Here is a 2080-nt window from a genome sequence, read left to right as displayed (position 1 = left end):
AGGCGGCGGCCATTCTAGCGGTTCACTCGTCGCCGAGGTGGTTGGCGGGGAGGTACAGCTCGCGCACCCCGGCCTCGCGGATGAGGGCGGCGAGCAGCGGCGCGGCTTCGGCGGTGAGGCCGTTGCCGCCGAGGAAGAGCCGTTCGAGGGGGGTCTCGCGGGTGCGCAGGGCCTCGAGGAGGAGGCGTACCCCTTCGATGCCGATGCCGGTGTTGACCAGGTCGAGGGTGCGCAGGGTCCGGTTGCGGCGCAGCAGGCCGGCGAGGGTCCGGGCGCCGTCCTCGTGGACGGGATTGCGCTTGAGCCACAGGGCCTTGACGCCGGTGTCGTCCGCGAGGGCGCCGGCGAGGGCGGCCACGCCGTCGGGTCCGATCCGGTTGCAGCCCAGGTAGAGGGTGTGCAGGCCGTGTCCGGCGGTGAGGGAGTCCGCGAGCGTGCGGGCGCCGTCGTCGCCGATGGAGTTGGTGCCGAGGAGCAGGTGCCGGGCGTGGGCGGAGCCCGCGGCGACGGCCGCGACCCGGGCGGCGCCGGCCGGTCCGAGTCCCTGCTTGCACAGGTCGACGCGGCCGTCGGCGCGCAGGGTGCCGATCGGGAAGGTCTCGTCGGTCTCGACGTCCTGCCCGGAGGCGAGCCGCGCGAGCAGCGGGTCGAGCCCGGCCGGATCGGCGAGCGGCAGGTCGGGGTGCTCGATCGCGGGGCACCGTACGGGTGTCGGCTGTGTCATCACCACTCCACCGGTCCTTCGCCGGTGCCCGGCGTCCACAACGACATGAAGAAAACGATCAGGAAGAAGACGCAAGACCGGTCGGATTCGAACCGACGTCCTCCAGCTCGATGCGTGGGCGCGACGACCTCTGCGCTACGGCCTTGCTGCGGGAGATCATATACACCCCCTGGCCGGAACTCGATCACCAGTTTGAATGTGCTCTCCGGCCGGTCACGGTGCGTGACGGCTCCGGGGCTCGCCGCGAACCCCCTTTATCCCTTTCGCGGCACAATCAACCGGCGAAACGCCGGTCGAGCCGGATCGTTACCTCAAGTTTTCCTCAATTCCAGTGACACCGCGGCCACGGCCTTCCTAGCTTCCTCGTACACGCGTTCTCCACGCGTCTTCACGCGTCTTGACGCGTCGTACACACCCGCGGTTCCTGCCGGCGATCCCCGCAGCGTCGCGTCCCCTAAGAAAGAGTGCAGCAGATGAAGGTTCCCAAGGCCGGTGCTTTGGTCGCAGTGATCGGCCTCGCCCTGACCGCCTCAGGGTGCGGCAAAGGCGACAGCGGCCCTACGGGGAACCTCTCCATCGGCATCAAGTTCGACCAGCCCGGTGTCGGGCTGCGCGACCAGAGCGGCGCCTTCTCCGGCTTCGACGTGGACGTCTCGACGTACATCGCCAAGGAGCTCGGCTACAAGCCGGAGCAGATCGAGTTCAAGAAGGTCGACAGCTCCGACCGCGAGCTGCTGCTCCAGTACAACGAGGTCAAGTTCGTCGCGGCCAGCTACTCGATCAACGACAAGCGCAAGGAGAAGGTCGACTTCGCCGGCCCCTACTTCCTCGCGCACCAGGACCTGCTGGTCCGCGCCGACGAGACCTCGATCACCAAGGCCGAGGACCTCAACAACAAGAAGCTCTGCTCGGTGACCGGCTCCACCTCGGCGCAGAACGTCAAGGACAAGCTGGCCCCCAAGGCCAGCCTCCTGGAGCTCGACGGCTACTCGGAGTGCGTCATCGCCCTCCAGGACGGCCTCGTCGACGCCCTCACCACGGACAACTCGATCCTGGCCGGCTACGCGGCTCAGAAGGCCAACGCCGGCAAGTTCAAGCTGGTCGGGCTGAGCCTGAGCAACGAGAACTACGGCATCGGCGTCAAGAAGGGCGACAAGGAGCTCCAGGGCAAGATCAACGCCGCCCTGAAGAAGATGGTCCAGGACGGCTCCTGGGACGCCGCGGTGAAGAAGAACTTCGGCCCCGCCAACTACCGGAACGAGCCCGCCCCGCAGATCACCACGGGCAGCTGACGCAAGGACCGGGGCGGCGGGCTCCGGCCGGCCGGAGCCGGACGGGGCACCGACCGCGCCGGAC

The 2080-nt window shown here is 68.5% G+C and carries 1 protein-coding gene and 2 pseudogenes; 1 reads left to right on the top strand and 2 read right to left on the bottom strand.

Annotated features, from left to right (window positions below; genetic code table 11):
- Nucleotides 1-25 precede the first annotated feature (25 nt).
- Both ACFXA3_RS41570 and ACFXA3_RS41565 read right to left on the bottom strand, forming a co-directional pair.
- Nucleotides 26-724, bottom strand: a pseudogene (locus ACFXA3_RS41570) (gala protein); the annotation flags it as partial.
- Between the two features lie 72 nt (nucleotides 725-796).
- Nucleotides 797-869: pseudogene (locus ACFXA3_RS41565) on the bottom strand.
- 328 nt (nucleotides 870-1197) lie between these two features.
- On the opposite strand from ACFXA3_RS41565, the gene ACFXA3_RS41560 reads away from it, so the two are divergent.
- Entirely contained in the window at nucleotides 1198-2016 is an 819-nt protein-coding gene (locus tag ACFXA3_RS41560; RefSeq protein ID WP_385196543.1) for a glutamate ABC transporter substrate-binding protein, read from the top strand.
- Nucleotides 2017-2080 lie beyond the last annotated feature (64 nt).

The organism is Streptomyces sp. NPDC059456 (genome assembly GCF_042750055.1).
Lineage (GTDB): Bacteria > Actinomycetota > Actinomycetes > Streptomycetales > Streptomycetaceae > Streptomyces.
Note: the sequence above shows the minus strand (reverse complement) of the source record. Positions and strands in the feature narration are given on the sequence as shown.